Annotated in this window: 30 protein-coding genes; 11 read left to right on the top strand and 19 right to left on the bottom strand. The window is 65.8% G+C overall.

What is annotated here, in order from left to right; genetic code table 11:
• Positions 1 to 105 precede the first annotated feature (105 nt).
• A complete protein-coding gene (locus tag AABF56_RS01480) occupies positions 106 to 2,949 on the top strand; it encodes an EAL domain-containing protein (protein WP_443021143.1) in 2,844 nt (947 codons plus the stop codon).
• Positions 2,950 to 2,953: 4 nt separating this feature from the next.
• On the opposite strand, the gene AABF56_RS01475 is transcribed toward AABF56_RS01480, so the two are convergent.
• From AABF56_RS01475 to AABF56_RS01455, 5 genes are all read right to left on the bottom strand, one after another.
• Positions 2,954 to 3,262: a helix-turn-helix domain-containing protein gene (locus AABF56_RS01475; protein WP_244767785.1), complete on the bottom strand. Its 309-nt coding sequence runs from the start codon at positions 3,260 to 3,262 to the stop codon at positions 2,954 to 2,956.
• 1 nt (position 3,263) lies between these two features.
• Positions 3,264 to 3,599: a type II toxin-antitoxin system RelE/ParE family toxin gene (locus AABF56_RS01470; RefSeq protein ID WP_272804666.1), complete on the bottom strand. Its 336-nt coding sequence runs from the start codon at positions 3,597 to 3,599 to the stop codon at positions 3,264 to 3,266.
• 35 nt (positions 3,600 to 3,634) lie between these two features.
• Positions 3,635 to 4,696: a zinc-binding metallopeptidase family protein gene (locus AABF56_RS01465; protein WP_272804665.1), complete on the bottom strand. Its 1,062-nt coding sequence runs from the start codon at positions 4,694 to 4,696 to the stop codon at positions 3,635 to 3,637.
• Positions 4,697 to 4,812: 116 nt separating this feature from the next.
• Positions 4,813 to 5,004, bottom strand: coding sequence for a CsbD family protein (locus tag AABF56_RS01460; RefSeq protein WP_244767788.1), 192 nt, complete (start codon positions 5,002 to 5,004; stop codon positions 4,813 to 4,815).
• Between the two features lie 100 nt (positions 5,005 to 5,104).
• A complete protein-coding gene (locus AABF56_RS01455; RefSeq protein WP_272804664.1) occupies positions 5,105 to 5,710 on the bottom strand; it encodes a YqgE/AlgH family protein in 606 nt (201 codons plus the stop codon).
• A gap of 170 nt (positions 5,711 to 5,880) precedes the next feature.
• Here AABF56_RS01455 and AABF56_RS01450 point away from each other — a divergent pair, with 170 nt between their 5' ends.
• Positions 5,881 to 6,669 carry a protein-disulfide reductase DsbD domain-containing protein gene (locus tag AABF56_RS01450; protein ID WP_272804663.1) on the top strand — a complete coding sequence of 263 codons (789 nt, stop codon included), beginning with the start codon at positions 5,881 to 5,883 and terminating at the stop codon, positions 6,667 to 6,669.
• Between the two features lie 114 nt (positions 6,670 to 6,783).
• A complete protein-coding gene (locus AABF56_RS01445; RefSeq protein ID WP_064329310.1) occupies positions 6,784 to 7,269 on the top strand; it encodes a peroxiredoxin in 486 nt (161 codons plus the stop codon).
• 58 nt (positions 7,270 to 7,327) lie between these two features.
• Here AABF56_RS01445 and rnhA read toward each other — a convergent pair whose 3' ends face one another.
• The 11 genes from rnhA to coxB form a co-directional block, all read right to left on the bottom strand.
• Positions 7,328 to 7,774, bottom strand: coding sequence for a ribonuclease HI (gene rnhA / locus AABF56_RS01440; protein WP_244767791.1), 447 nt, complete (start codon positions 7,772 to 7,774; stop codon positions 7,328 to 7,330).
• Complete coding sequence (locus AABF56_RS01435) at positions 7,771 to 8,736, bottom strand: homoserine kinase (RefSeq protein ID WP_272804662.1); 966 nt, start codon at positions 8,734 to 8,736, stop codon at positions 7,771 to 7,773. Before AABF56_RS01435 ends, rnhA begins: the two co-directional genes overlap by 4 nt.
• Before the next feature lie 195 nt (positions 8,737 to 8,931).
• On the bottom strand, positions 8,932 to 9,933 hold the full coding sequence (gene ispH, locus AABF56_RS01430; RefSeq protein ID WP_064329307.1) for a 4-hydroxy-3-methylbut-2-enyl diphosphate reductase: 1,002 nt from the start codon (positions 9,931 to 9,933) through the stop codon (positions 8,932 to 8,934).
• A 93-nt stretch (positions 9,934 to 10,026) separates the two neighbouring features.
• On the bottom strand, positions 10,027 to 10,755 hold the full coding sequence (locus AABF56_RS01425) for an SURF1 family protein (protein WP_272807411.1): 729 nt from the start codon (positions 10,753 to 10,755) through the stop codon (positions 10,027 to 10,029).
• Positions 10,756 to 10,771: 16 nt separating this feature from the next.
• Positions 10,772 to 11,155 (bottom strand): DUF983 domain-containing protein, encoded by a 384-nt coding sequence (locus AABF56_RS01420; protein ID WP_064329306.1) that lies wholly within the window; start codon positions 11,153 to 11,155, stop codon positions 10,772 to 10,774.
• 296 nt (positions 11,156 to 11,451) lie between these two features.
• Complete coding sequence (locus AABF56_RS01415; protein ID WP_244767795.1) at positions 11,452 to 12,330, bottom strand: cytochrome c oxidase subunit 3; 879 nt, start codon at positions 12,328 to 12,330, stop codon at positions 11,452 to 11,454.
• A gap of 58 nt (positions 12,331 to 12,388) precedes the next feature.
• Positions 12,389 to 13,009 (bottom strand): cytochrome c oxidase assembly protein, encoded by a 621-nt coding sequence (locus AABF56_RS01410; protein ID WP_272804661.1) that lies wholly within the window; start codon positions 13,007 to 13,009, stop codon positions 12,389 to 12,391.
• 2 nt (positions 13,010 to 13,011) lie between these two features.
• Positions 13,012 to 13,152 (bottom strand): hypothetical protein, encoded by a 141-nt coding sequence (locus AABF56_RS01405; RefSeq protein ID WP_244767797.1) that lies wholly within the window; start codon positions 13,150 to 13,152, stop codon positions 13,012 to 13,014.
• Positions 13,152 to 14,096 carry a heme o synthase gene (locus AABF56_RS01400; RefSeq protein ID WP_244767798.1) on the bottom strand — a complete coding sequence of 315 codons (945 nt, stop codon included), beginning with the start codon at positions 14,094 to 14,096 and terminating at the stop codon, positions 13,152 to 13,154. Before AABF56_RS01400 ends, AABF56_RS01405 begins: the two co-directional genes overlap by 1 nt.
• A 267-nt stretch (positions 14,097 to 14,363) precedes the next feature.
• Positions 14,364 to 16,031, bottom strand: coding sequence for a cytochrome c oxidase subunit I (ctaD, locus tag AABF56_RS01395; protein ID WP_244767799.1), 1,668 nt, complete (start codon positions 16,029 to 16,031; stop codon positions 14,364 to 14,366).
• A gap of 19 nt (positions 16,032 to 16,050) precedes the next feature.
• Positions 16,051 to 16,935 carry a cytochrome c oxidase subunit II gene (gene coxB, locus AABF56_RS01390; protein WP_272804660.1) on the bottom strand — a complete coding sequence of 295 codons (885 nt, stop codon included), beginning with the start codon at positions 16,933 to 16,935 and terminating at the stop codon, positions 16,051 to 16,053.
• A 407-nt stretch (positions 16,936 to 17,342) separates the two neighbouring features.
• Here coxB and AABF56_RS01385 point away from each other — a divergent pair, with 407 nt between their 5' ends.
• Complete coding sequence (locus AABF56_RS01385) at positions 17,343 to 17,873, top strand: invasion associated locus B family protein (RefSeq protein ID WP_272804659.1); 531 nt, start codon at positions 17,343 to 17,345, stop codon at positions 17,871 to 17,873.
• Between the two features lie 79 nt (positions 17,874 to 17,952).
• Positions 17,953 to 19,368, top strand: coding sequence for a metalloprotease TldD (tldD, locus tag AABF56_RS01380; RefSeq protein WP_244767801.1), 1,416 nt, complete (start codon positions 17,953 to 17,955; stop codon positions 19,366 to 19,368).
• A 213-nt stretch (positions 19,369 to 19,581) separates the two neighbouring features.
• Here tldD and AABF56_RS01375 read toward each other — a convergent pair whose 3' ends face one another.
• Entirely contained in the window at positions 19,582 to 20,481 is a 900-nt protein-coding gene (locus tag AABF56_RS01375; RefSeq protein WP_272804658.1) for a LysR substrate-binding domain-containing protein, read from the bottom strand.
• Positions 20,482 to 20,581: 100 nt separating this feature from the next.
• Here AABF56_RS01375 and AABF56_RS01370 point away from each other — a divergent pair, with 100 nt between their 5' ends.
• Both AABF56_RS01370 and AABF56_RS01365 read left to right on the top strand, forming a co-directional pair.
• Positions 20,582 to 20,710, top strand: coding sequence for a hypothetical protein (locus tag AABF56_RS01370; RefSeq protein ID WP_263194278.1), 129 nt, complete (start codon positions 20,582 to 20,584; stop codon positions 20,708 to 20,710).
• A 34-nt stretch (positions 20,711 to 20,744) separates the two neighbouring features.
• Positions 20,745 to 21,800 (top strand): polysaccharide deacetylase family protein, encoded by a 1,056-nt coding sequence (locus AABF56_RS01365; RefSeq protein ID WP_272804657.1) that lies wholly within the window; start codon positions 20,745 to 20,747, stop codon positions 21,798 to 21,800.
• 245 nt (positions 21,801 to 22,045) lie between these two features.
• On the opposite strand, the gene pdxH is transcribed toward AABF56_RS01365, so the two are convergent.
• Positions 22,046 to 22,666, bottom strand: a complete 621-nt coding sequence (gene pdxH / locus AABF56_RS01360; RefSeq protein ID WP_244767804.1) for a pyridoxamine 5'-phosphate oxidase — start codon at positions 22,664 to 22,666, stop codon at positions 22,046 to 22,048.
• Between the two features lie 44 nt (positions 22,667 to 22,710).
• On the opposite strand from pdxH, the gene AABF56_RS01355 reads away from it, so the two are divergent.
• From AABF56_RS01355 to AABF56_RS01340, 4 genes are all read left to right on the top strand, one after another.
• On the top strand, positions 22,711 to 23,157 hold the full coding sequence (locus AABF56_RS01355) for an RT0821/Lpp0805 family surface protein (protein WP_443021087.1): 447 nt from the start codon (positions 22,711 to 22,713) through the stop codon (positions 23,155 to 23,157).
• Between the two features lie 98 nt (positions 23,158 to 23,255).
• Positions 23,256 to 24,323, top strand: coding sequence for a DnaJ domain-containing protein (locus tag AABF56_RS01350; RefSeq protein WP_272804655.1), 1,068 nt, complete (start codon positions 23,256 to 23,258; stop codon positions 24,321 to 24,323).
• A 132-nt stretch (positions 24,324 to 24,455) separates the two neighbouring features.
• The gene (gene fabI / locus AABF56_RS01345) at positions 24,456 to 25,274 is read left to right on the top strand and encodes an enoyl-ACP reductase FabI (protein WP_272804654.1); all 819 of its coding nucleotides are present in this window, start codon (positions 24,456 to 24,458) and stop codon (positions 25,272 to 25,274) included.
• Positions 25,275 to 25,303: 29 nt separating this feature from the next.
• Positions 25,304 to 25,885 (top strand): histidine phosphatase family protein, encoded by a 582-nt coding sequence (locus AABF56_RS01340; RefSeq protein WP_272804653.1) that lies wholly within the window; start codon positions 25,304 to 25,306, stop codon positions 25,883 to 25,885.
• A 174-nt stretch (positions 25,886 to 26,059) separates the two neighbouring features.
• Here AABF56_RS01340 and AABF56_RS01335 read toward each other — a convergent pair whose 3' ends face one another.
• Positions 26,060 to 26,320, bottom strand: coding sequence for a DUF1344 domain-containing protein (locus AABF56_RS01335; protein ID WP_023511842.1), 261 nt, complete (start codon positions 26,318 to 26,320; stop codon positions 26,060 to 26,062).
• Positions 26,321 to 26,361: the final 41 nt, after the last annotated feature.

The raw sequence follows: 26,361 nt of genomic DNA, 5'->3' as shown, positions 1-26,361 counted from the left end.
ACAGGACTGGGCAGACCTAAGGACCATGCAGTTTCAATGAAGCCTTTATCCGTGCCGCAAGCGCTGCATGCCAGCCGGTTGCTCGCCCTCATCCTCCTCGCCACGATGCTCCTCGCCGGCATGATGACGGGGCGCGCCTTCGCCGTCGAACCCGTCAAGATCTCCCGTGACGACACCGCCCTCGACCTCACCGCCACCACGGAGATCTATACGGGTCGGGGCGAGGCCTTCCAGGTCTCCACCGCGCCCGGCACGGACGGCATCGTGCGCCGCATCGAGGTGCGCGCCACCTCGCAGGACCACCAGGGCGACTGGGCCGTCTTCGCGCTCGCCAACGTTTCGGAAGAGCAGATCGACCGCCTGATCGTCGCCCCGCATTTCCGCCTCGTGCAATCGAAGCTCTTCTGGCCGGACCTCGGGGCAAAACGCATCCTCTCGATTACCCCGAGCGAAGGCTTTGCGCTCGACCGGCAGCCGAGCGACGAGGCAGACGTCTTCCGCATCACGCTCAACCCCGGCACGGTCGTCACCTTCGTCGCGGAACTGGCGACGCCCGACCTGCCGCAGATCTATCTCTGGGCACCGGATTCCTACAAGGACACGGTCAACGCCTTCACGCTCTATCGCGGCATCGTGCTCGGCATCGCGGGCCTGCTGGCCGTCTTCCTCACCATCCTCTTCGTGGTGAAGGGCACCTCCATGCTGCCGGCGACCGCCGCGCTCGCCTGGGCGGTGCTCGGCTATATCTGCGTCGACTTCGGCTTCCTGTCGAAGCTCATCAGCATCACGGCGGGGGACGAGCGCATCTGGCGCGCCGGCACGGAGGTGTTCCTTGCCGCCGGCCTCGTCGTCTTCCTCTTCACCTATCTCAACCTCAACCGCTGGCATGCGCATCTCTCCTATGCGACGCTCGCCTGGATCCTCGGCCTCGGCCTGCTCTTCGGCGTCGCGATCTACGATCCGCCGATCGCCGCCGGCATCGCCCGCCTCTCCTTCGCCCTGACCGGCACGGTCGGCATCGTGCTCATCGCCTATCTCGGCTTCAACCGCTACGACCGCGCCATCCTGCTGGTGCCCGCCTGGGCGCTGATCCTCGTCTGGCTGTTCGGCGCGTGGCTGACGGTGACGGGCCAGCTCAACAACGACATCATCCAGCCGGCGCTCGGCGGCGGCCTCGTGCTGATCGTGCTCCTCATCGGCTTCACGGTGATGCAGCACGCCTTTGCCGGCGGCGCCTATAGCCAGGGCCTGTTCTCCGATCTCGAGCGCCAGTCGCTCGCGCTGACGGGCTCCGGCGACACGGTCTGGGACTGGGACGTGGCTCGCGACCGCGTCGTCACCATTCCCGATATCTCCATCCAGCTCGGCCTTGCGCCCGGCGTCATGCACGGGCCGGCGCGCAACTGGCTGCCGCGCCTCCACCCGGACGACCGCGACCGTTTCCGCGCGACGCTGGATGTCTTGCTGGAACACCGCAAGGGCCGGCTCAACCATCAGTTCCGCGTGCGCGCCGAGGACGGCCACTATCATTGGCTCTCGATCCGCGCCCGGCCGGTGCTCGGCGCCAATGGCGAGATCATCCGCTGCGTCGGCACGATCATCGACATCACCGAGCAGAGGAATTCCGTCGACCGGCTGCTGCAGGACGCCCTGCACGACAACCTGACGGGCCTGCCGAACCGCCAGGTCTTCCTCGACCGTCTCCAGTCGATCCTCGCGCTGACGGCAAGCTCCGACAATGTGCGCCCGACGGTGCTCACCATCGACATCGACCGCTACAAGCAGGTCAACGATGCGCTCGGCATTGCCGCCGGCGACAACATCCTCATCGCGCTGACCCGGCGCCTGCGCCGCCTGCTGAAACCGCAGGACACGCTGGCGCGGCTGGCCGGCGACCAGTTCGGCCTGATCCTGATGTCCGAGCGCGATCCGGCCAAGGTGGCGGATTTCGCCGACGCCGTCAGCAAGGCGATCATGGTGCCGATCAATTTCGGCGGCCGCGAGATCATCCTGACGGCCTCGATCGGCCTCGTCTCCTGGGTCGACCAGCAGGAGGACGCTCCGGGCCTGCTCAACGATGCGGAACTGGCCATGTACCGGGCCAAGAAGGGCGGCGGCAACCGCGTCGAGCCCTTCCGCCCCGCCTTCCGCACCTTCGGCGCGGACCGCCTGCAGATCGAGACGGACCTGCGCCGTGCCATCGAGCGCAAGGAGCTCTCGCTCGTCTACCAGCCGATCGTGCGCCTTTCCGATGCCGAGATCGCCGGCTTCGAGGCGCTGATGCGCTGGGACCACCCCAAGCGCGGCAACATCTCGCCGACGGAATTCATCCCGATCGCGGAAAGCTCCGACCTCATCAACCAGCTCGGCCTCTTCGCCCTCGACAAGGCGGCGAGCGACCTGATGGACTGGCAGCTCCAGACCGGCGACCTGCCCGTCTTCGTCTCGGTGAACCTGTCCAGCGCCCAGCTGCTCAACAACGAGCTCTACAACGATGTGCGCGCCGCGCTCGCCAAGACGCATTGCGAGCCGCAGAAGCTGAAACTGGAGCTCACCGAATCCGTCGTGATGGAGAACCCCGAACAGGCCCGCCTGATCCTCACCAAGCTGAAGGATGTCGGCCTTGGCCTGGCGCTCGACGATTTCGGCACAGGCCATTCCTCGCTCTCCTACCTCACCCGCTTTCCCTTCGACACGATCAAGATCGACAAGGCGCTGGTGCGGGACGGCTCCGACAAGCGTACCGTGCTCCTGCGCTCGGTCATCTCCATGGCACGGGAGCTCGAAATGCAGGTCGTCGCCGAAGGCATCGAGTCGGAGGAGGAAGCGATCGAGCTCGGCAATATGGGCTGCGAGTTCGGCCAGAGCTACCTCTTCGGCCCGCCGATCGGCTACGATTCCGTGCTGCGGCTGCTTAAGGAACGCTTTCCGCTGATGAAGCGGGCGTAGGGTCTTACGCCGCGCGAAGAACGCGAAGCACGGCCTCGGGCTCCTGCTCCATGACGCGTAGCAGCGTGCGGGCGGCGCCGCTCGGCTGCCGCTGCCCCTGCTCCCATTTCCTGTAACCGGAAACGCTCGTGCCGAGGAAACGCGCCATCTGTTCCTGAGTCAGGTTGAGATGGGTACGAATGGCTTTCGGATCGATGCGGTCCGCATCGACGACATGGACATGCGTGTCTTTGATAGGCGCACCTGACGCATGGGCGAGTGCCTCGGCCATCGCCTCGGCCAGTTCGCTGCCAAATGCAGTTTTCTTCGCCATCTCACTTGCTCCTCTGATGCTGCTTGATCGCCTTGGCGATGGCCGCGACGGTCTTCTTTTCGACGGGCGAAAGATCGGTGCGGACATTCTTGGCGTAGACAAGCAGCGCGTAGATTGGCGCCTCTTCACTGTACAAGTAGTAGATCACCCGCGCTCCACCGCGCTTGCCCTTGCCGCCCGCCGCAAAGCGCAGCTTACGCACGCCGCCCGTGCCCGGGATTTCATCACCGAGCAGAGGATAGGCGGCAAGATAATCGATGAGCGCTGCGCGTTCCTCGGGCGAAAAGATCGCTTCCGCCTGCCGGATGAACGTAGGAAGCTCAACGACCGTCTGCATGCCTCAATATAACCCATTGGGCTATACTGGCAAGCCTATCCCGCTGACCGGCGCACCAGCCCGTTGATGAAATCCAGCTTCTCCACGACCGGCGGCGGCAGGACGAAGGGGTAGCTGTCGGGCTGGCCCATCGAGCGCTGGATGGCGTTCATCGCCACGCTGAGCGGGATCCAGGCCTCGACGAGGCGGCCGGCATCAGGGGCGCGGTAGGGGTCGAAGGTGACCTCGGCCTCCAGCTCCTCGTGGCCCTTCGGATCGGTATTGAGGCCGAAGGCACGGGCGGTTTCCAGCGTGTCGACGATGTGGAAGAAGTGCGCCCAGCACTCGGCGAAATCCTCGGCCGGATGGCAGCTGGCATAGGTGCTGATGAAGTGCTGCTGCCAGTCGGCGGGCGGGCCTTGCTCGTAATTGTGCTGGAGGGCGGCGGCATAGTCCGCGCGCTCGTCGCCGAAGAGGCGGCGGGCCTCCTCCAGCGTCGCCTCGTCGCGGATGAGCTGGGTCCAGTAGAAATGGCCGACCTCGTGGCGGAAATGGCCGAGCAGCGTGCGGTAGGGTTCGTCCATCGAGACACGCACGCCCTCGCGCACCTCGTCATCCGCCTCGGCGGCGCGCAGGCTGACGAGGCCGTCCTCGTGGCCGGTCATGGCGGGCTGGACGACATTGCCGTCCGCATCCAGTTCGTCGGCCAGGAAATCGAAGACGAGGCCGCCGGCCGGGTCCTCCTCGCGGGTCGGGTGCGGCAGCTTCCAGCGCAGGATCGAATAGAAGAGATGGCGCTGGGCCGCGCCGATGCGCCGCCAGCGCTCCAGCCCCTTCGGATCCGTGGTGGGCACGATGCGATTGTGCCGGCAGGCCTCGCAGAAGGCGTGCGGGCTGTCGGCCGGCAGCAGCCAGTTGCAGACGTCGTGCGCGGCATTGTCGCAGAAACGATAGATACCCTCGCGCGGGGCGATCCTCCACAGCCCCTCGCCTTCCGGCACCAGGGCATGCAACGTCATGTCTTCGGCAAGAAAGCCGAGTGTGGAGCCGCAACGCACGCAGACGCGATTGTCGAAATGGGTGGTCTGGCCGCATGTGCCGCAGGTGAAGAGTTTCATGATGCCCCCTGATCGGCGATGATGCTTTCGATAAAATACCCGCATCGGCATTGGCGATACGGGTATCTCGACTTCGCAATGGCGGGATGACACGGCGTGCCGCCCCGCATCATCGATCAGAGGCGATCGACGGCGCCCTTGACGGCATCTTTGGCCTTGCCGACCGCCTTCTGAGTCTTGCCCTTGGCTTCCTGGGCGGCGCCCTCGGCGCGCAGCTTCGGGCTGTCGGCCGCCTTGCCCGCTGCCTGCTTGGCCTTGCCGGCCAGTTCGTTGGCCGTGCCCTTGATCTTGTCGCTCGTGCTACCCACCATCGTACTCCTTGTTAGAGGCGCAGTTGTTGACTGCGGCAGATAAACGGCGTGCGCTGCAACAAGTTCCGGCGGCATCGGGGAAAATTTGCCGCGCCACTCAGGCGTGGCCGGCCTCGGCGGAGAGCATGGCGGGCGTGATGCCCATCAGGCCGAGCGCCCGCTCGTACTTGCTGTCGAGGTCGGTGTCGAAGATCAGCTCCTCCTGCGCGGGGCAGGACAGCCAGCCGTTGGCGCCGATCTCGTTCTCGATCTGCCCCGCTCCCCAGCCGGCATAGCCGAGCATCATCAGGCCCTTCTCCGGCCCGCGGCCGCGGGAAATGGCGCGCACGATGTCGAGCGTCGCCGTGAGGCAGATATCGTCGCTGACGGGAATGGAGGATTCGGACATGTAGTCGTCCGAATGCAGCACGAAACCGCGCCCGCTCTCCACCGGCCCGCCGCAGCGGATGGGAAAGTCCAGCGTCGTGCCCGGCAGGCGGATCACCTCGTCCTCGCCGACGAGATCGAGATGCAGCAGCACGTCGGAGAAGCTCAGCTGCTGCGGGCGGTTGATGACGAAGCCCATGGCCCCGTCTTCCGAATGGGCGCAGATATAGACGACGGTCCGGGCAAAATTGGCATCGGCCATGCCCGGCATGGCGATCAGGAACTGACCGTCAAGGAAGCCGCGTTCTCGCCTGTTTTTCAGAACCGACATAGCCATAGTGCAAGTAGCCTATCAATTCGCCGCCAAATGAAAAGCGTTCTTTTCGCCGGCGCGACGTGCCAGCCTATAGAAAGGTATGGTGTGCCGCCGGACGATCAAGCTTTTATGATCGGCCCGTGCGTTTTTGTTGCTGGAAAGCACACGGCCCCGGCGCTAGATGTTGACGCATGAAACGCCTGCAAACCGCTGCAATCGCGCTGCTTTTCCTTCCCGCCGCCGCCACGGCGGCAACCTCCTCCTGGGTGGAGACGCCGGGCGGCGACGTGCGCCTCGTGGTGCTTCCGGCAGATGCCGGCGGCGCGGCGCGCGCCATGCTGGACATCCGCCTGCACGAAGGCTGGAAGACCTATTGGCGCGATCCCGGCGGCAGCGGCATTCCGCCGTCGATCACCGTCTCCGGCGCGACGCTGACCTCGATCGGCTTTCCGGCGCCGCGCCGGCTTGGCGACGATACCAACCACTATATCGGCTACGACGCGCCGGTGCGCCTGCCGATGAAACTCGGCGGGGCGGTGGGCGGCACGGTGACCGCCACGGTCTTCCTCGGCGTGTGCAAGGATATCTGTATTCCCGTGCAGGCGGACCTGACGGTGGAGACGGGCGGCGAAGGCTTCACCAACCCGCTGGAGGAGACCGCGGTCGCCGCGGCCGAGGCGACGCTTCCCGGCACGGCGGGCGATGGCTTCCGCCCGCTCGGCGGCCAGTGGTCGGCGGACGGCAAGACGATCTCCGTGCGCTTCGAGGCACCGGCGGACGGAGACCCCGCGGACGTCTTCCTCTCCGGCGCCCCGTTCGAATTCGGCGCGGCCGGCCCCGTGCGGCGGGAGGGCGACGCCTTCGTCTCCGACGTGCCGGTGCTGCACCGGCCGAAGGTGTTCGACCTTGCGAAGAACCCCATCCGGCTGACCCTCCGGGCCGGCGAGAAGACGATGGAAGGCCCGCTCGCGGTGAAGTGAGCCGCCTGCCTCTTCAGGCGGAAAACCGCTTCGCACTTTGGCCGGCGCTGCTTATAGTGCCGCCGGCGGGCCCTTCCGGCCCCGCGCCATCCCATACCAGACAGGAGAGACGCCGTGACCATTTCCGTTGGAGACAAGCTGCCCGACCTCACGCTCAAGGAACGCACGCCGGACGGTCCCGCCGATATCTCGACCGCGGACCTTTTCGCGGGCAAGCGCGTCGTGCTCTTCGCCGTGCCGGGCGCCTTCACGCCGACCTGCTCGCTGAACCATCTTCCGGGCTATCTCGAAAACCGCGACGCGATCCTCGCCAAGGGCGTGGACGACATCGCCGTCGTCGCGGTCAACGACCACCATGTGATGGGCGCCTGGGCGACCTCCACGGGCGGCGCCGGCAAGCTGCGCTTCCTCGCCGACTGGGACGCCGCCTTCACCAAGGCGCTCGGCCTGGATATCGACCTTTCCGCCGGCACGCTCGGCGTGCGCTCCAAGCGCTATTCCATGCTCGTCGAGGACGGCGTGGTGAAGGCGCTGAACATCGAGGAAAGCCCCGGCCAGGCGACGGTCTCGGGCGCTGCGGCGATGATCGAGCAGCTTTGAGGAGGAATTAGGCAGCAGGCAGTAGAGAAGATAGCCGGGCCCCCCTAATTCCTACTGCCTAACTCCTAATGCCTTTGAACGGCGCCATGCCTTGGCGCGCCAGTTCGTCGGCGCGTTCGTTCTCCGGGTGGCCGGCGTGGCCCTTGACCCAGTGCCATTCCACCTTGTGGCGCGCCCGCGCCTCGTCGAGCGCCTGCCAGAGGTCGCCGTTCTTCACCGGCTTCTTGTCGGCGGTCTTCCAGCCGTTCTTCTTCCAGCCGAAGATCCATTTCGAAATGCCGTCCATGACGTATTTCGAGTCCGTATAGAGATCGACCTCGCACGGGCTCTTCAGCGCGCCGAGCGCGGCGACGGCGGCGGAAAGCTCCATGCGGTTGTTGGTGGTCAGTGCCTCGCCGCCGAGCATCTCCTTCTCGACTTCGCCGTAGCGCAGCACCGCACCCCAGCCGCCGGGACCGGGATTGCCCGAGCAGGCGCCGTCCGTGAAGATATCGACATGCTTCATCGCGACAGACCGTATTCCGCGGCGTTGCGGATCTGGCGGTGGAAGCGCAGCTTGCGCAGATATTCCAGCGGGTCCTTCTTGACGACCAGCGCGCCCGGCGGCGTCGTCAGCCAGTCGTAGAGTCGCGTCAGGAAGAAGCGCAGGGCCGAGCCGCGCGCGAGCAGCGGCAGGGCCGCCGCCTCCTCCGGCGAAAGCGGGCGAACGCTCTCGTAGCCTTCCAGCAGCGCCATGCCCTTGGTCAGGTTGAACGCGCCGTCCTTCTCGAAGCACCAGGCATTGAGGCAGATGGAAACGTCGTAGGAGAGCAGGTCGTTGCAGGCGAAGTAGAAGTCGATGAGACCCGACAGCGTGTCGCCGATGAAGAAGACATTGTCCTGGAAGAGATCGGCATGGATGACGCCCGACGGCAGGTCCTTCGGCCAGTTCGCCTCAAGGAAGGCGAGTTCGCCGGCGATCTCGTCCTGCAGCCCCGCCTCCACCTCATCGGCGCGGTCCGCGGACTTTTCCCACAGCGGCCGCCAGCCGCCGACGGAGAGCGCATTCGCGCGGGTGAGCTCGAAGCCTTCGCCGGCCAGATGCATCTCGGCCAGCGCCCGGCCCACCTCGCGGCAATGTTTCGCCGCGGGTTTCCTCAGCCACATGCCTTCCAGGAAGGAGATCATCGCGGCGGGGCGGCCCGAGAGTTCGCCGAGCAGCGCGCCGTCACTGCGCGGCAGCGGCAACGGGCAGGACAGGCCACGTTCGGCGAGATGGTGCATCAGGCCAAGGAAGAACGGCAGGTCGTTCGGATCGACGCGCTTTTCGTAGAGCGTAAGGATGAAGGCGCCCTTGGTGGTGTGCAGCAGGAAGTTGGAATTCTCCACGCCCTCGGCGATGCCCTTGTAGGAGAGCAGCGTGCCCGCGTCATAGGCGGTGAGGAAACGGGACAGATCGTCTTCGGTGATATCGGTGTAGACGGCCACGGCGGGTCTCAGGTTTGCAGGGTGGAATCGATTGACAAACAAGCGGGTCTTTGCCCCTCACCTGCCTGCCGGCATCCTCTCCCCGCAAGCGGGGCGAGGAGCGCTGGGCGCGCCGTTTTCCTCCTTCTCCCCGCCTGCGGGGAGAAGGTCCCGGCAGGGGGATGAGGGGCAATCCACGGCAGGACCTGCACCACCCTACTCCCCATTGACAAAGGCCATGTCGGCAGGGGTGAGTTCGATGGCGCGAAGCTCGCGGTTGACGAGGAAGTGCTCGTTCTCCTCGACGGTATCGGCAAGCTCCACGACAGCATTGTAGCGCGCGCGAAAAGCCTCGATGATCTCGTTGACGATGACCTCCGGCGCCGATGCGCCGGCCGAGAGGCCGACGGTGCGAATGTCGCCGATGGTCTCCCAGTCGATCTCGGCGGCGCGCTGGACGAGCACGGATTTCGTCGCCCCGGCCCTCAGCGCCACTTCGACGAGGCGCTTGGAATTGGACGAGTTCGGCGCGCCGACGATGAGGAAGAGGTCGCAGCCGGGCGCGGCCTGCTTGACCGCCTCCTGCCGGTTGGTGGTGGCGTAGCAGATCGAATCGGCGGCCGGGGCCGTGAGGTTCGGGAAACGCTCGTGCAGGCGCTTGATGACGCCGGCCGTATCGTCCACCGAGAGCGTCGTCTGGGTGACGAAGCCGAGATTGTCCGGATCCGGCGGCACGTATCTGTCGGCGTCCTCGACGGTCTCGACCAGCGAGACGGAGCCCTCCGGCAACTGGCCCATCGTGCCGATCACCTCGGGGTGCCCGGCATGGCCGATCAGCACGACATGGCGGCCGAGGCGCTGGTGGCGCATCGCCTGCTTGTGCACCTTGGAAACCAGCGGGCAGGTCGCGTCGAGATAGAAGAGGTTGCGCGCCTCGGCATCCGCCGGCACCGATTTCGGCACGCCGTGCGCCGAAAAGACGACGGGCTGCTGGCGGTGCTCTTCCGGGATCTCGTCGAGCTCCTCGACGAAGATCGCCCCCTTGGCCTCCAGGCCCTCCACGACATAGCGGTTGTGCACGATCTCGTGGCGCACATAGACCGGCGCGCCATAGGCCTTCAGCGCCAGGACGACGATCTGGATGGCGCGGTCGACGCCGGCGCAGAAGCCGCGCGGGCCGCACAGCCTGATGGTCAAGTCCGGTCGGGTATCAATCATGCTTCTCTTGTATCCGGCAATGGTCGGGCCTTGCGCCCCATATAGGCCGGCAAGCGGCGCCGCGCCAAGAAAAAACAACCTGGTCGCGCGCTTTCAGGCCGCCTTGCGCCGCAGCACGGCGAAGAGGCCGACGCCGACCAGCGCGGCCGCGAGGCCATACCAGGTGACGGCATATTGCAGGTGGTTGTTCGGCAGGTCGAACTGGGTGACGGCGCCGATCGGCAGGCCCTTGGGGTTCGGCGCATCGCCCGCATCGACGAAGAAGGGCACGAGCCTGTCGGCCGGAATGCCGGTGCTCGACGCCATCGCGTCGAGGTCCTTCCAGTAGAAGATGTTCTTCTGCAGGTCGTTGTCGGGCACGATGGAGGACGGCTTTTCGGCAAGGCGGGCGCGGGCAAGGCCCACCACGGTCTGCTCCCCGGTGAGCTGGCCCTGCTTGCGCATTTCCGGCTCCTTCGCCTCGAAGGGCACGAAACCGCGGTTGACGAAGAGGAAGCGGCCGTCGGCGAGCTGGAGCGGCGTATAGACGTGATAGCCGGTCCGGCCGTGCCAGGTGGCGAAGAAGTGCCGCTCCCTGTTGTTGGCGAAGGTGCCGGAAACCGTGACGGGACGGTATTCGATATCCTCGCCCCGTGTCGCCATCGCCTCGATATCGGCGAGCGCCGCCGGCGCGGCGATGCGGCGCGCGGCCATGTCTGCGAGAAGCTGCTCCTTCCAGTAGAGCCGCTGGACCTGCCAGGTGCCGAGCGACAGGAGAATGGCGAGGGCGATGACGAAGGCGGTTCCCGTGAGGATCGCCTTGCCCCTGCCCTTGCGCGGCATGGCACCGGCGGGGACCTCAGCCACGGTCGATCTCGCCCGGCCGCGCATTGTTGCGGTATTGCAGGGCGATCAGCAGGCCCTTGAGGATGCGCGTCAGCCCGAGGCCGAGGACGATGACGAGCGGGATCCACAAGAGGAAATGCACCCAGAGCGGCGGGTTGACGTTCACCTCCATCCACAGCGCGGCGCCGACGACGATGAAGCCGACGATGAGCAGCACGAAGACGACCGGGCCATCGCCCGAATCGGCGAAGGAATAGTCGAGCCCGCAGCTCGCGCAGGCCGGCTTCACCTTGAGCAGGCCGTCGAACAGCTTGCCCTGGCCGCAGCGCGGGCAGCAGCCGCGCACGCCGGCGCTGAAGGGATCGACGGGGGGATAGAGTGCCTTGTCCTCGTCCATGGTCTTGTCCGTGTTTTCGCGCCCGGGCGGCGGCCGCGGGTTCATGCTTCGGGCGGCAAGGCCCTCACCTGCCTGCCGGCATCCTCTCCCCGCAAGCGGGACGAGGAGCGATGGATGCGCCGTTTTGCCCCTTCGCCGGGAGAGGGTCCCGGCAGGGGATGAGGGGCCAAACCGGCGCATACATCCCTATACCGCCCTGCCCTTGCCCCGTCCAATCGAAAGGCCGCGACAAACGGCCCCGAAACGGAAAACGGCCGCATCGCTGCGGCCGTTTCGACAAATCGAGCGAGGCTCACCTACATATGCGCGATCGGCGCGCCCCAGCCACCCCAGATGTAGATGGAGAAGAACAGGAAGAGCCAGACGACGTCGACGAAGTGCCAGTACCAGGCGGCCGCCTCGAAGCCGAAGTGCTGCTTCGGGGTGAAGTCGCCGCGCATGGCGCGGATGAGGCAGACGATCAGGAAGATCGTGCCGACCAGGACGTGGAAGCCGTGGAAGCCGGTCGCCATGAAGAAGGTCGCGCCGTAGATGGATTCCTTGAAGGCGAACGGCGCGTGGGCGTATTCGTAACCCTGGACGAAGGAGAACAGCACGCCGAGCGCGACCGTCAGCGCGAGGCCGTTGACGAGGCCCTTGCGGTCGTTGTGCAGCAGCGCGTGGTGCGCCCAGGTCACGCAGGTGCCCGAAAGCAGCAGGATGACCGTGTTGTAGAGCGGCAGGTGCCAGGGATCGAGCACTTCGATGCCCTTCGGCGGCCAGACGCCGCCGGTATGCTCGACGCGGGCGGCCTGGATGGCCTCGCCCGGGAAGAGGCTGGCGTCGAAGAAGGCCCAGAACCAGGCGACGAAGAACATCACCTCGGAGGCGATGAACATGATCATGCCGTAGCGCAGGTGCAGCGAGACGACGCGCGTGTGGTGGCCCTCATGGGCTTCCTTCACCGTATCCGCCCACCAGGCATACATGGTGTAGAGCGTGATCAGGAGGCCGATGTAGAAGATCCACGGATTGGCGAAGTTGATGCCGAACAGGCTGAAGGCACCGCCCGAAAGGTAGCGCATGTAGCCGATACCGCCAAACGCCAGGATGAAGGCGCCGATGGAGGCAAGCAACGGCCACGGGCTGGGGTCGATGATGTGGTAGTCGTGTTTCTTCTGATGCGCATCGGCCATCTGACTTATCCCCAATGTATCGCGTTCCGTTCCCGGCATAGCCGGAAACGCATGGTATTCAAAGCTTGTTCGCGTCGTCCGCCTTCGCCTCCGCAGCCGAAGCCACCGGCTTCGACGCCTCATGCGGATAGAAGGTATAGGACAGCGTGAGCGTGTGGATGCCCTTCGTCTCGACCGGCTCGACGATCGCCGGGTCGACGAAGAAGACGACGGGCATTTCGAGTTCCTCGCCCGGCTTCAGCGTCGTCTCGGTGAAGCAGAAGCACTGGACCTTGTTGAAATAGGCGCCGGCGGCCTGGGGCGTGACGTTGAACGTCGCCTGGCCGGTCGTCGGCGTCGAGGCGTTGTTGCGTGCCTTGTACAGGACCTGCACGGTCTCGCCGATCTTCAGCTCGACCTCGCGCTGCACCGGCTCGAAGCTCCAGGCGAGGCCCGGGCCGACATTGGCGTCGAAGCGCACCTTGATCGTCCTGTCGAGGATGACGTCGGAGGCCTGCTCGACGCGCTGCGTCGTGCCGCCATAGCCCGTCACCTTGCAGAACATCTCGTAGAGCGGCACGGCCGCATAGGCCATGCCGACCATGCCGATGACGAAGGAACAGCAGATGGCGACGATCGTGCCGTTGCCCAATCCGCTTTTCTCGGGCCCGCTTTTCTCGGTCTTCTGCAGCTCGCTCATCGTCAGCCTGCCATTCCGCCGGAGAACTTGACGAGGGTTATGACATAGAACAGCACGACGAGCCCCAGGAGCACCGCACCGAGCGCGATGTTCCGGCCGCGGCGCGACTTCTTCTGGCTTTCCGTGAGATTGACCGTTTCCATTACAGCACCCATCCAAGCGACGCGACCAGGTGGTCGACCATCAGGCCGGAGAAGACCGCGAACAGATAGACGATGGAGAAGGCGAAGAGCTTCTTGGCCGGCACCATCGCGCGGTCGCCTTCCGGCATGCGCAACACGCCGACAGAATACCACACGAAGCCGAGACCGAGGGCTGCGGCAAAGAGACCATAGCCGAAGCTGGCGAAACCGAGCACGGTCGGCACGACGGCGATGACGGCGGTCAGGACGGCGTAGACAAGGATCTGCACCTTCGTCGTCCACTCGCCGGCGACATTCGGCAGCATCGGCACGCCGACGGCGTCGTAGTCGCGCATCTTGAAGAGGGCGAGCGCCCAGAAATGCGCCGGGGTCCACAGGAATGTGATGAGGAAGAGAACGACGCTCTCGACGGAGACGCCGCCGGTGACGCAGGCCCAGCCGATCATCGGCGGGAAGGCGCCGGCCGCGCCGCCGATGACGATGTTCTGCGGCGTCGAGCGCTTCAGCCACATCGTGTAGATGACGGCGTAGAAGAAGATGGTGAAGGCGAGCAGGCCCGCCGAGAGCCAGTTGACCGCAAGGCCAAGGATCGCGACCGAGAAGGCGGAGAGCGTCAGGCCGAAGGCGAGCGCTTCTTCCGGGCGGATGCGGCCGGAAGGGATGGGACGCTTGGCGGTGCGGGTCATGACCGCATCGATGTCCGCGTCGTACCACATGTTGAGGGCACCGGAGGCTCCGGCGCCCACGGCGATACAGAGGATCGCGATGGCGCCGATGAGGGGATTGATCTCGCCCGGCGCGACGATAAGGCCGGCAAAGGCCGTGAAGACGACGAGCGACATGACGCGCGGCTTCAGGAGCTCGAAGAAATCACGCGGCGACGCTTCGGAGAGGTAGACCTCGCCGCCGCCCGGAACCGTTTCGTGATGCTCGATGACCGCCATGTTCTTTCCGTTCTTTTGTCCGAGAGCGATGGGCTTCGTGCCCTTCCCTCTCCTTCGTCATCCTCGGGCTTGACCCGAGGATCCATGCCACACCCTCGGGCATGCCGTGAGGGTGGCTCCTCGGGTCAAGCCCGAGGATGACGGAGGGTGGGGTGTTGGTCGTGCACGACCGCTGCTGCTGGTGTCCACGATCCCCGGCCTCCGCCGATAGTCCTGCCTTGCAAGTCAGGGAGCCGCCGTTTCCGGCCGCCCCGATGTCAAAAGATCCTACTTGATCTTCGGGAGCTGTTCCCACTGGTGGAACGGCGGCGGCGAGGAGAGCTGCCATTCCAGCGTGTTCGCGCCCTCGCCCCACGGGTTGTCACCGGCGACGCGCTTCTTGGCGAAGGCTTCGAAGACGCCGAAGAGGAAGATCACGACGGCGAAAGCCGAGATGTACGAGCCGTAGGACGACACCGCGTTCCAGCCGGCGAAGGCATCCGGGTAGTCGATGTAGCGGCGCGGCATGCCGGCAAGACCGAGGAAGTGCTGCGGGAAGAAGATCAGGTTCACGCCGACGAACATGACCCAGAAGTGCAGCTTGCCGAGGAATTCCGAGTACATGTAGCCGGTCATCTTCGGGAACCAGTAGTACCAGGCCGCGAAGATGGCGAAGACGGCGCCGAGCGACAGGACGTAGTGGAAGTGGGCAACCACGTAGTAGGTGTCGTGCAGGGCGCGGTCGAGGCCGGCATTGGCGAGCTGGACGCCCGTGACGCCGCCGACGGTGAACAGGAAGATGAAGCCGATCGCCCAGACCATCGGCGTGGTGAAGCGGATCGAGCCGCCCCACATCGTCGCGATCCACGAGAAGATCTTCACGCCCGTCGGAACCGCGATGACCATCGTGGCGAAGACGAAGTAGCGCTGCGTGTCGAGCGACATGCCGACCGTGTACATGTGGTGTGCCCACACGATGAAGCCGACGGCGCCGATGGCGACCATGGCATAGGCCATGCCGAGGTAGCCGAAGATCGGCTTGCGCGAGAAGGTGGAGACGATGTGGCTGACGATGCCGAAGCCGGGCAGGATCAGGATGTACACTTCCGGGTGACCGAAGAACCAGAACAGGTGCTGGAAGAGGATCGGGTCACCGCCGTTTTCCGGCGCGAAGAAGGCCGTGCCGAAGTTGCGGTCGGTCAGAAGCATGGTGATGCCGCCCGCCAGGACCGGCAGCGAGAGCAGCAGCAGGAAGGCGGTGATCAGCACCGACCAGGCGAAGAGCGGCATCTTGTGCAGCGTCATGCCCGGGGCGCGCATGTTGAGGATCGTCGTGATGAAGTTGATCGCGCCGAGGATCGAGGATGCGCCGGCGATGTGCAGGCCGAGGATCACGAAGTCCATGGCAGGACCCGGCTGGCCGGAGGTCGAGAACGGCGGATAGATCGTCCAGCCGCCGCCAGCGCCATAGGCGCCCGCCGGGCCTTCGACGAACATCGAGAGCAGGACCAGCAGGAAGGCCGGGATGATCAGCCAGAAGGAGATGTTGTTCATGCGCGGGAAGGCCATGTCCGGCGCGCCGATCATGATCGGCACCATCCAGTTGGCGAAGCCGCCGATGAGCGCGGGCATGACCATGAAGAAGATCATGATGAGCGCATGCGCCGTCGTGAAGACGTTGAACATGTGCTTGCCGCCGTCGATGGCGGCATCGCCCTCGAAGCCGTAGACCATCTGGGCGAGACCGTGGAAGATCTGGATGCCCGGCTCCTGCAGTTCCATGCGCATCACCACCGACAGCGTACCGCCGATGATGCCCGCACAGATCGCGAAGATCAGGTAGAGGGTGCCGATGTCCTTGTGGTTGGTCGACAGGAACCAACGCTGGAAGAAGGTGAGCGGCTTGTGTTCGTGGTGATCGTGGTGATCGCCGTGGGCAGCGGATGTTCCGGCCATGGTCTCGACTCCCTTGGAATTACTGCGCGGCGTTGGCGGCGACGTTGACGGACTTCGCCGCACCGTCGACCGACGCCATCAGGGCTTTGTTTGCATCGCCGAGATTCGTCGCGGCGGCGGCAAGCCACGTATCGTACTTCTCCTGCGAGACGACGCGGATGGCGATCGGCATGTACGCATGGTCCTTGCCGCACAGCTCGGAACACTGGCCGTAGAACAGGCCTTCACGATCGGCCTTGAACCAGGTTTCGTTGAGGCGGCCCGGCACGGCGTCGATCTTCACGCCGAAGGAGGGCATCGCGAAGGCGTGGATCACGTCGGCAGCGGTGACGAGGAGACGGACATGCTTGCCGACGGGAACGACGACCTCGTTGTCGACGGCGAGAAGGCGCGGATAGACGCCCTTGTCTTCCTTGCCGGCGGCGGCGCGATCGCCTTCCTGGAGCAGGATGCTGTCGAAGGAGAGCGGGCTTTCGCCGACCTGGTATTCATAACCCCAGTACCACTGGTAGCCGGTGGCCTTGATCGTCAGTTCCGGCTCTTCCGTGGGGGCGAGCTGCTTGGTGAGGAGCTGGAAGGAGGGAACGGCGAGGAAGAGGAGAACGATGACCGGGCCGAGCGTCCAGACGACCTCGATCGCCGTGTTGTGGCTGGTCTTGGACGGGACCGGGTTGGCGCCTTCGCGGAACTTCACGACGACGACGACGAGCAGCGCGAGAACGAACAGGGTGATCGGGACGATGAACCACAGTGTGTACTGCTCGAACCAGCGGATCTCTTCCATGATCGAGGTCGCAGCGGGCTGGAGGCCCTTCTGCCAGTCGAACGGCTGATCAGCGAAAGCGGTGGAAGCAAAGAGCAGACAGCCGATCGCGGCCAGAACTGCAAAAGCTTTGTTTTTCACAACGTATCTCCCCAAGGCGTTTGATCGGGATCAAACAGACGCGCAGAATCCCTGCTATACTGAGTGCTTAAAACCACAGTTTCATGCTCGCCGCAACAGCCATGGGGGACACCCCGTGCGGCATTTTTGCGCAAAAGCAAAAGCATGGCCCCGCTCCCCACAGTTTCTTCACAATCCTCTATAGCATGAAAGGTTTGGCTGCGCCGATCCCGCCGCACGCCCCCTCGCCCGGCCTCGTCCGCCTGCCTGCGGCGCCCCGCCCGCCCCGCGCAAGGCCCCTATTATAATGAGTGGGCGGGCCGTCCAATTTCCGCCTTCAATCAATTGGAAATGAGCGCCCGGGGCTTTTCATTTCGCCGCCGCCCCTTCAAAGATAGGCCCGACTGATTCGAGATTCCGAGGTTTTCATGGGTTTTGCTCCCCTTTCCCGGCTGTCCCGCGCGGCACTTGGCCTTGCCGCGCTCGGGTTCGGCGCTCTCGCGCTTCCCTCCCTTTCGGCAGCCCAGCAGCCCGGCACGGTGAAATCGAACCATGGCGCCTGGTCGATCGTCTGCGACCAGCCGGCCGGCGCCTCCGGCGAACAGTGCGCGCTGATGCAGAACGTGCTGGCCGAGGACCGGCCCGAGCTCGGCCTCTCCGTCGTCGTGCTGAAGACCGCCGACCGCAAGGCGAAGATCCTGCGCGTGCTCGCACCGCTCGGCGTGCTCCTGCCGAACGGCCTCGGCCTCAATGTCGACGGCAAGGATATCGGCCGCGCCTATTTCGTGCGCTGCTTCTCGGACGGCTGCTATGCCGAGGTCGTGCTGGAGGACGAGCTGCTGAAGACCTTCCGCTCCGGCGCGACGGCGACCTTCATCGTCTTCCAGTCGCCCGAGGAAGGCATCGGCATCCCCGTCGACCTCAAGGGTTTCGGCGAAGGCTACGACGCGCTGCCGTAAGCCCGCTCCCGGGCGGGCTTGCCGCCCGCCCACCGGGGACTTACATGAGCCCCAAGTCCATTGCTTGCGGAGCCTCCCCATGAACACCGACCTCCTCTCCCTCTTCGACGCCGACGAGGCGTCCGTGCAGGCGGTGCTGAAGGAGGCGCTCGATAGTGCCGACGATGGCGAGCTCTTCCTCGAGCATGCCCAGGCCGAATCCCTCTCCTTCGACAATGGCCGCCTCAAGGGCGGCAGCTTCAACACCGACCAGGGCTTCGGCCTTCGGGCCGTCGCCGGCGAGGCGGTGGGCTATGCACATTCCGGCGAGATGACGCTTGCGGCGCTGAAGCGCGCGGCCGATGCGGCGGGCGCCGTCACGCGCGGCTATTCCGGCGACTATGCCGCCGCGCCGCAGGGCACCAATCGCCAGCTCTATACGCCCGACAACCCGATCGGTGCGCCGAGCTTCGAGCAGAAGGTCGCCCTCCTCACCGAGATCGACGCCTACCTGCGCGCCAAGGACCCGAAGGTGCGGCAGGTGACGGCCTCGATCGCCGCGAGCTGGCAGGTCGTCAACATCCTGCGCGCCGACGGGCACCGCGTCACCGACATCCGCCCGATGACCCGCGTCAACATCTCCGTCGTCGCCGGGCAAGGCGACCGGCAGGAGACCGGCAGCTACGGCATTGGCGGGCGCACCACCTTCGACGCGTTCCTCACCGAGGAGAGCTGGCGTTTCGGCGCGGACGAGGCGCTGCGCCAGGCGCTGGTCAATCTGGAAGCCGTTGAGGCGCCGGCGGGCACGATGGACGTGGTGCTCTCCTCCGGCTGGCCGGGCGTCATGCTGCACGAGGCCGTCGGCCACGGGCTGGAAGGGGATTTCAACCGCAAGAAGACCTCGGCCTTCGCCGGGCTGATGGGCGAGCAGGTCGCCGCCCGGGGCGTCACCGTCGTCGACGACGGCACGATCGACAACCGCCGCGGCTCGATCACCGTCGACGACGAGGGCACGCCGTCGGCCTATAACGTGCTGATCGAGGACGGCAAGCTGGTCGGCTACATGCAGGACCGGCAGAATGCCCGCCTGATGGGCATGAAGGCGACCGGCAACGGCCGCCGGCAGGGTTACGCCCACCGGCCCATGCCGCGCATGACCAACACCTACATGCTTTCCGGCGACAGGACGCCGGAAGAGATCATCGCCTCCGTGAAGAACGGCCTCTATGCCGTCTCCTTCGGCGGCGGGCAGGTGGACATCACCTCCGGAAAATTCGTCTTCGGCTGCACGGAAGCCTATCTCATCGAGAACGGCAAGGTGACGGCGCCGGTCAAGGGCGCCATGCTGATCGGCAACGGGCCGGACGCCATGCGCCGCGTCTCGATGGTCGGCAACGACACGAAGCTCGATACCGGCATCGGCAATTGCGGCAAGGCCGGCCAGTGGGTCCCGGTCGGCGTCGGCCAGCCGCATCTGCGCATGGACCAAGTGACGGTCGGCGGCACCAAGGCCTGATCCCGCAAGCTCCCTGGCGCTCCGCAGCCCCTCATCCGCCTGCCGGCAGCTTCTCCCCGCAAGCGGGAGGGCAATCATATCTGACGAGGCGTCCCCCCTCTGGCCGGCAGGCCAGAGGGGGGACGCAACATGCCGCCCTGCTTGATGCGATTGCCTTCCCACAGACGGAAAGAAGGTCGCGGCAGCGGGATGAGGGGCAGCCGGACCTCGGCCTCAAGAACCGCCAGAGACGGCAAAGCGCTGCAACAGCCATTGCCGAAAGGCGCGGGCCTCCGGGGAGAGGCGCTTGAAATCGCGGGCGACGAGCCAGTAGGCGCCGTAGCGGATCGAGATGTCGAAGAGCTGCACGAGACGCCCTTCGGCGATGTCCTCGGCCGCGAAGGCGCGGTCGACCAGCGCGATGCCGTGGCCGCGCAGCGCCGCCTGCAGCACGAGATTGCCTTCGGTGAAGATCTGCGCCCGCCCGGGCGGCACATCCGGCAGGCCGGCGGCGGCGAACCAGCGCTGCCAGGCGCTGCGGTTCTCCTCGTGCAGCAGCGTATAGGCGAGGATATCGGCCGGGACGCGCAGCGGCGCGCCCTCCGCCATCAGGCAGGGCATGATCACGGGCACCAGCTCCACGTCCGCCAGATGCTCGGCCGCAACGCGCGGCCAGGCCCTGGCATCCATGCCGTGCCGGATGGCGATTTCCGCCTCGTGCGTGCGGAACTCGATGAGCCGCATGTCCGATTCGACCACGACGTCGATCTCGGGGTGGTCCGCATGGAAATCGTCGAGATGCGGCACGAGCCAGCTTGCCGCGAAGGAAGGCTCGGAGCTGATCTCCAGCAGCCCGCCGCCGCGCCGGCCGCGGATCTCCGACAGGCTCGCATCCATTGCGTCGAAGGCGCGCGACAGGACGTCGAGCAGCGCCTCGCCGGCGGAGGTGAGGCGCACGCTGCGATGGCGGCGCTCGAAGAGCGGCTTGCCGAGCTCGGCCTCCAGCTCCTTGACCTGCCGGCTCACCGCGGCCTGCGAGACGAGCAGTTCCTCGGCCGCCAGCGTGAAGCTGCCGAGCCGGCCCGCCGCCTCGAAACTCCTGAGCGCCGTCAGCGGCAGCCGTCCGCGTTTCATCGCATAACCTCAAGTCATCCGAAATCGACGATAAACTCGTTTGAGCCGAAGGGGCAAGCGGGCGGACACTCCGTGCAGACCGAAAGCACGGAGAACGACGATGTTCGACCCCATCACCCGCATCTTCATGGATGTCATCCGCATCCTCACCTTCCAGACCGGGCGGCCGGCGCCGCCGCGCCACAGGAAAGCCGTTGTTAACCACTCGGATACCGACCGGGTGCGATAACGGCCGCGAGAGACGAAGGGACAACGAAGACGACATGCCGATCCGCAGTGTCATGCGACAGGGACTGAGGCGCGCCGTAATCACCGGCGGGCTGGAGTTCGCGCACCTGGCCGAACGCGTCGGGCTGATGGCGTCCGCCCGCGGCATGGGCGCGATCTTCACGCTGCACCATGTGCGGCCGAAGACGCCGCAGGCCTTCGATCCGAATGCGCATCTGGAGGTCACGCCGGAATTTCTCGATGCGGCGATCGAATACCTCATGGAAGAAGGCTACCAGTTCGTGGCGCTGGCCGACATGCCGGCGCGGCTCGCCATCGCGCGGGCTGGCGAGCGCTTCGCCGCCTTCACGCTGGATGACGGCTACCGCAACAATGCGGTCCATGCCCAGCCGGTCTTCACGCGGCACAAGGTGCCGTTCACCGTCTTCGTCTCGCCGGGCTTCACCTGCAAGACCCACGGCATCTGGTGGGAGACGCTGACGGAACTTCTGCGCACCGCGCCCCATCTGGAATTCGATTTCGGCTCCGGCGCGATCGCCATGCCGCTTGCCACGCCCTTCCAGAAACAGGCCGCCTATGCCCGGCTCGCCCGCTTCATCCAGGCAGAGATGGAGGAGGCGGCAGCGATCGAGCGCCTCGATGCGGCGGCAAGGGCCCATGGCATCGATCCGCTGATGATCACCGAACGGCTCGTCATGCGCGAGCCGGAGCTGAAGAGCCTCGTCGTCAACCCCCTTGCCTCGATCGGCGCCCATACGGTGAGCCACCGCGCCCTCGCGCGACTCGGCGACGAGGAGGCGCGCCACGAGATGGACCAGTCGGCCGCGCGCATCGCCGCCATCGTCGGCCACCGGCCGGACACGCTCGCCTACCCCTATGGTGACCGCGCCGCCGTCTCGCCGCGCGAGCACAAGCTTGCAAGGGACCTCGGCTTCCACGTCGCCGTCACCACGGATCCGGGCACGCTTTCCGCCCGCTCCTTCGACGCGCCGACGACCCTGCCCCGCATCTCGCTGAACGGGCACTACCAGAAGCCGAAATATGTCGGCGCGCTGGCCTCGGGCATTCCCTTTCGGCTGATGCGACGCTGAGCTATGGCCTCAGGCGGCGACGTGTTGTCCGTCGCACGTTCGGGAAACCGCTCCATGCTGCGCCCCCTCTGGCCTGCCGGCCATCCCCCCTCAAGGGGGGAGATCAGCAAGACGCGGGGCATTGCCTTTTCCGCAGCGTTTGTGATGGGCGAGACGGTTCTCCATCCAATCTCCCCCCTTGAGGGGGAGATGGCCGGCAGGCCAGAGGGGGGTATGCCGCCATAGAACACGACGGTCCCGAATTCTCAAGGATACATCCTGACCTTCGTCCAGCCGGCGCCGTCCTCGGTGCGGCGGAATTCCACACGGTCGTGCAGGCGGAAGGGGCGGTCGTGCCAGAATTCGATCGAGACGGGCCTGATGCGGAAGCCGGACCAGTGCGGCGGGCGGGGGATCTCGCCGATGGCGTAGCGGGCCGTGTATTCGGCGACGGCCTTTTCCAGCGCAAAGCGGCCTTCCAGCGGGCGCGACTGCTTCGACGCCCAGGCGCCGATGCGGCTGCCGCGCGGGCGCGAGGCATAATATTCGTCGGCCTCGGCATCGGTGACGATCTCCACCTCGCCGCGGATGCGCACCTGACGGCGCAGGGACTTCCAGTGGAAGCACATGGCGGCCTTGCGCGCGCCAAGGATCTCCACGCCCTTCCGGCTCTCGAAATTCGTGTAGAAGACGAAGCCCCGCGCATCGAACCCCTTGAGCAGCACCATGCGCACATTCGGCAGGCCCGCCTCGTCGACGGTGGCGAGCGCCACCGCGTTCGGGTCGTTCGGCTCGGTCTTCCCCGCCTCCTCCAGCCATGCGCCGAAGAGGGAATAGGGTTCGTTTTCCTCGGTGAAGTCACCGCTTGTTAACGCATTTTCGCTCATATTCGATTCAATGCCGATCTATTGGCTGCATGAGGCAGGTTGGAGTGGACGTCATAGCAAAGTCGCGAGCGCAGACAAAGCCATACGGGGCACATTGCCTTGCGGTTGTTGTCGTGACCCTGTGCGGCGCCTCTCTCTCGGGCTGCATGGGCGGTCTCGACCTCTTCGACGGCGGCAAGGTGGATGCCATGCGCACCAGTTCCGTGCCCGCCGGCACGGAGCGGCTGACCGACGAGATCACCGTGCGCAATGCCGTCTCCTCCGCCGATCTTGCGCGCATCGGCGGCAGCCCCGTTCCCTGGGCGAACTCCGCCTCGGGCAGCGCCGGCGTCATCAGCAGCATTGCGGAAAACCGCGACAATGCCGGGCGGCCCTGCCGCGATTTCGTGACGACGCGCCATTCCTACCAGGGCATCGCCAACTATTCCGGCCGGACCTGCCTTGCCAGTTCCGGCGAATGGCTGCTGCTCGCCTTCGACCTGCAGGGTTGAGGGCGCGCGATCTTTGCGATTTCTCAACTCTGACCCGTAACGAGTGATTAGGACGTTCATCGCTATCATGGCGGGCAAAACGGCAACGGGTGGAAGTTATGCGTGACCCCTATTCGGTGCTCGGTGTGAAGCGGAACGCCGGGCAGGAGGAAATCAAGGCTGCCTGGCGCTCGCTGGCGAAGGCCGTGCATCCCGACCAGAATCACGACGATCCCAACGCCACCGTGCGCTTCACCGAGGCCGGCCGGGCCTACGACATCCTGCGCGATCCCGACAAGCGCAGCCGCTATGACCGCCAGCAGCGCGAGGCCGAACTGCGCCGCATGGAGCAGATGCGCCGCCAGCAGGCCGAGCGCAAGGCGAAGAGCGAGGCGCCGCCGCGCATGTCGAACGAGGATGCCGAGGACATGATCGCCCGCATCTTCGGCGTCGATTCGCGCGGCCAGCCGGCGGAGGCCAAGGCACAGGCCCAATCCCAGGCGCAGCCTCGCCCACAGGCACAGGCGCAGGCACAGGCGACCGCCGCCCCCGCCCAGGACGCCCGCAAGGCGACCGACGAGCCGGACGCGGAGAAGGCGGCACCAGGCCGCGGCGTCGCCCCGGCGTCCAACCTCATCTCCGCCATCATCCGCCGCATCCGCGGCAGCCGCGCCAAGGTGGAAACGGCGCCCGACTTCGTCGCAGACGTCGCCGTCAGCGTCGAGGACATCCTCAACAAGGTGCGCCCGACCGTCGAGACGCCGGACGGCCAGACGCTGCGCGTGCCGGTCGGCGCCGGGTCGACCGACGGCCAGGTGATCCGCCTCAAGGAGGCCGGACACCGTATCGAGGGCATGAGGCGCGGCGATGCCGTCCTTACCCTGCGCGTTATTCCCGGCCGCTTCCGGGTCGACGGTTTCGACCTCAAGGTCGACCTGCCGGTGACGATCGAGAATGCCGTGCTCGGCTGCGAGACGACCGTCGAGGGCCCGCTCGGCCCCCTCCCCGTGACGGTTCCGGCCTGGTCGGGCTCCGACCAGCAGATCCGCATTCCCGGCGAGGGCCTCGTCATGGAGAACGGCGAGCGGGGCGAACTCGTCGCCGAAATCCGCCTCCTCCTGTGGGAAAAGCCGGACGACAAGATGATCGACCTGATGCGCAGCCTGCGCGAAGGGCTCTATCTTTAAGCGCTTCGTGACGCTTTCGTAAAACATGCACCCATTGTTACGTGTGCTAACAGTTCCTGAACCCCCGCGCGCTTGAACGCCATTGCCGCCTATGCCATAGGCAAACCTGACTTACGTATCAGGGGGCAAACCATGGTTCAGGCATCTGGTCTGATGAAGGGCAAGCGCGGCGTCATCATGGGCGTCGCCAACAACCGTTCCATCGCCTGGGGCATCGCCAAGGCTATCCACGCACAGGGTGGCGAGATCGCCCTCACCTACCAGGGCGATGCGCTGAAGAAGCGCGTCGAGCCGCTGGCCGCCGAAATCGGCGCGGTGCTGGCCGGCGATTGCGACGTCTCCGACGAGGCGTCGATCGACGCCGTCTTCGCGAACATCGAGAAGACCTGGGGCAAGATCGACTTCCTCGTGCACGCCATCGGCTTTTCCGACAAGGACGAACTGACCGGCCGCTACGTCGACACGACGCCGGCGAACTTCGCCAAGACCATGCAGATCTCGGTCTATTCCTTCACCTCCGTCGCCCGCCGCGCCGAGAAGCTGATGACCGACGGCGGCTCGATGCTGACGCTGACCTATTACGGCGCGGAAAAGGTCATGCCGAACTACAATGTCATGGGCGTCGCCAAGGCCGCGCTGGAGGCGAGCGTGAAGTATCTCGCCGTCGACCTCGGCCCGAAGAACATCCGCGTCAACGCCATTTCGGCCGGCCCGATCAAGACGCTCGCGGCCTCCGGCATCGGCGACTTCCGCTACATCCTCAAATGGAACGAGTACAACGCGCCGCTGCGCCGGACCGTCACCATCGAGGAGGTGGGCGATGTCGGCCTCTACATGCTCTCCGATCTTTCGCGCTCGGTGACCGGCGAGACCCATCATGCGGACAGCGGCTATCATGTCGTCGGCATGAAGGCCGTCGATGCGCCGGACATCTCCGTCGTCAAGGACTGATACAGGCCTTTCTCCCGAGGTTTCCCGCCTTGCTCATCTACATGATCCGCCACGGCCAGACCGCGTGGAATGCGGAGGGCAGGCTGCAGGGCCAGAAGGACATCCCGCTGAACGAGACCGGCCGCCGCCAGGCGGCCGGCAACGGCGCCGCCCTCAAGGGCATTCTCGGCAAGAAGGCCGGCGATTTCGATTTCGTCGCAAGCCCGCTCGGGCGCACACGCGAGACCATGGAAATCCTGCGCCGCGCCATGGGGCTCGATCCGCTGGCCTACCGCACCGATGCCCGCCTCGTCGAAGTCTCCTTCGGCGACTGGGAGGGCCATACGCTGCCCGAACTGATGGCCGAAACACCGGGGCGGGTCGAGGAGCGCAGCCGCGCGAAATGGAACTTCATTCCGCCGGGCGAAGCGGCGGAAAGCTACGAGATCCTCTCCTGGCGCGTCGCTTCATGGCTTGCCGACGTGCGCGAGCCGACCGTCTGCGTCAGCCATGGCGGCGTTTTCCGCGCGGCCTTCCGCCTCAACGGCATGGACGAGGAGGAGGCGGCCAACACGCCGATCCACCAGGACCGCGTGCTGCGCATCGACGCGACGGGAATGCACTGGCTCTGAGGAGCGAAGGCTCCTAACCTGCCTGCCGGCATCCTCTCCCCGCAAGCGGGGCGAGGAGCGATGGGCTCGCCGTCTTCCTGCATTCAGCCCATTTCCGGAGGAAGGAACGGCACGGCATTCCGCTTCTCCCCGCCCGCGGGGAGAAGGTCCCGGCAGGGGATAAGGGGTGGCCCTCTACTGGATGATCTCCAGATCGTTGATGACGCGCTTGCCGTCGACTTCGGTGTAGAAGACCAGCACCTTCACGCCCGGCTCCAGGCCTTCGAAGTTGAACTCCTCCGGCGCCTGGTACTTCTTCCCGTCGTCCAGCGAGAGGCTGAGATTCGTCGTGTCGACATTCGTGATCACGGCCTCCACGTCGGCGCTTTCGGCCGAAGCGGCGAGCGGCGAGAGAAAAACGGCCGTGGCCATCAGCGCGGCGATCAGAAAGCGCATCTTGCGAACCTCAGGGAATGAATCAGTCTTTTTGCTGGCCA

This window comes from Shinella sp. WSC3-e (genome assembly GCF_945994535.1).
Classification (GTDB): Bacteria; Pseudomonadota; Alphaproteobacteria; order Rhizobiales; family Rhizobiaceae; genus Shinella; species Shinella yambaruensis.
Note: the sequence above shows the minus strand (reverse complement) of the source record. Positions and strands in the feature narration are given on the sequence as shown.

Excerpts from the sequence above, each read along its gene's own strand:
- pdxH (WP_244767804.1), bottom strand. The coding sequence starts at position 22,666 with ATGAGCGAAAATGCGTTAACAAGCGGTGACTTCACCGAGGAAAACGAA.
- AABF56_RS01480 (WP_443021143.1), top strand. The coding sequence starts at position 106 with ATGCTCCTCGCCGGCATGATGACGGGGCGCGCCTTCGCCGTCGAACCC.
- tldD (WP_244767801.1), top strand. The coding sequence starts at position 17,953 with ATGAACACCGACCTCCTCTCCCTCTTCGACGCCGACGAGGCGTCCGTG.
- AABF56_RS01405 (WP_244767797.1), bottom strand. The coding sequence starts at position 13,152 with ATGGAAACGGTCAATCTCACGGAAAGCCAGAAGAAGTCGCGCCGCGGC.
- AABF56_RS01465 (WP_272804665.1), bottom strand. The coding sequence starts at position 4,696 with ATGAAACTCTTCACCTGCGGCACATGCGGCCAGACCACCCATTTCGAC.
- AABF56_RS01400 (WP_244767798.1), bottom strand. The coding sequence starts at position 14,096 with ATGGCGGTCATCGAGCATCACGAAACGGTTCCGGGCGGCGGCGAGGTC.
- fabI (WP_272804654.1), top strand. The coding sequence starts at position 24,456 with ATGGTTCAGGCATCTGGTCTGATGAAGGGCAAGCGCGGCGTCATCATG.
- AABF56_RS01335 (WP_023511842.1), bottom strand. The coding sequence starts at position 26,320 with ATGCGCTTTCTGATCGCCGCGCTGATGGCCACGGCCGTTTTTCTCTCG.
- AABF56_RS01410 (WP_272804661.1), bottom strand. The coding sequence starts at position 13,009 with ATGAGCGAGCTGCAGAAGACCGAGAAAAGCGGGCCCGAGAAAAGCGGA.
- AABF56_RS01420 (WP_064329306.1), bottom strand. The coding sequence starts at position 11,155 with ATGGACGAGGACAAGGCACTCTATCCCCCCGTCGATCCCTTCAGCGCC.
- AABF56_RS01375 (WP_272804658.1), bottom strand. The coding sequence starts at position 20,481 with ATGAAACGCGGACGGCTGCCGCTGACGGCGCTCAGGAGTTTCGAGGCG.
- AABF56_RS01470 (WP_272804666.1), bottom strand. The coding sequence starts at position 3,599 with ATGCAGACGGTCGTTGAGCTTCCTACGTTCATCCGGCAGGCGGAAGCG.
- ispH (WP_064329307.1), bottom strand. The coding sequence starts at position 9,933 with ATGATTGATACCCGACCGGACTTGACCATCAGGCTGTGCGGCCCGCGC.
- AABF56_RS01425 (WP_272807411.1), bottom strand. The coding sequence starts at position 10,755 with ATGCCGCGCAAGGGCAGGGGCAAGGCGATCCTCACGGGAACCGCCTTC.
- AABF56_RS01415 (WP_244767795.1), bottom strand. The coding sequence starts at position 12,330 with ATGGCCGATGCGCATCAGAAGAAACACGACTACCACATCATCGACCCC.
- AABF56_RS01475 (WP_244767785.1), bottom strand. The coding sequence starts at position 3,262 with ATGGCGAAGAAAACTGCATTTGGCAGCGAACTGGCCGAGGCGATGGCC.
- ctaD (WP_244767799.1), bottom strand. The coding sequence starts at position 16,031 with ATGGCCGGAACATCCGCTGCCCACGGCGATCACCACGATCACCACGAA.
- AABF56_RS01455 (WP_272804664.1), bottom strand. The coding sequence starts at position 5,710 with ATGGCTATGTCGGTTCTGAAAAACAGGCGAGAACGCGGCTTCCTTGAC.
- AABF56_RS01450 (WP_272804663.1), top strand. The coding sequence starts at position 5,881 with ATGAAACGCCTGCAAACCGCTGCAATCGCGCTGCTTTTCCTTCCCGCC.
- AABF56_RS01385 (WP_272804659.1), top strand. The coding sequence starts at position 17,343 with ATGGGTTTTGCTCCCCTTTCCCGGCTGTCCCGCGCGGCACTTGGCCTT.
- AABF56_RS01365 (WP_272804657.1), top strand. The coding sequence starts at position 20,745 with ATGCCGATCCGCAGTGTCATGCGACAGGGACTGAGGCGCGCCGTAATC.
- AABF56_RS01370 (WP_263194278.1), top strand. The coding sequence starts at position 20,582 with ATGTTCGACCCCATCACCCGCATCTTCATGGATGTCATCCGCATCCTC.
- rnhA (WP_244767791.1), bottom strand. The coding sequence starts at position 7,774 with ATGAAGCATGTCGATATCTTCACGGACGGCGCCTGCTCGGGCAATCCC.
- AABF56_RS01350 (WP_272804655.1), top strand. The coding sequence starts at position 23,256 with ATGCGTGACCCCTATTCGGTGCTCGGTGTGAAGCGGAACGCCGGGCAG.